The 278-nt window shown below is 42.4% G+C and carries 1 pseudogene; it reads right to left on the reverse strand.

Annotated features, from left to right (window positions below):
- A pseudogene (locus SB765_RS29300) lies at positions 1-278 on the reverse strand (hypothetical protein); the annotation flags it as partial.

Consider the following 278-nt stretch of genomic DNA (forward strand, 5'->3'; position numbering starts at 1 on the left):
GTTAGCAATACACATATTGCTGGTTAGCACCAATGCAGCTATCCCTAACTGATCCGCTACCTTGCGATGCCATTTTGCAATGACCTTAGTGATTGCTTGAATTTTTTGCGCGATGTAGTCGAGGCCGCCATTAATACGAATAAACTCAGAGAGGCCACCAATAAACATAGACAGTAAAAATATTTCCTGCATGTCGCTAAAACCTTGGTAAATATCTTTTACAAAGCTGGCGCCTTCATAGCTTCCGGTAAAGCCCATCAATGCGGCGAAAACAATAC

This window comes from Pseudomonas sp. SIMBA_067, assembly GCF_046534675.1.
Classification (GTDB): domain Bacteria; phylum Pseudomonadota; class Gammaproteobacteria; order Pseudomonadales; family Pseudomonadaceae; genus Aquipseudomonas; species Aquipseudomonas putida.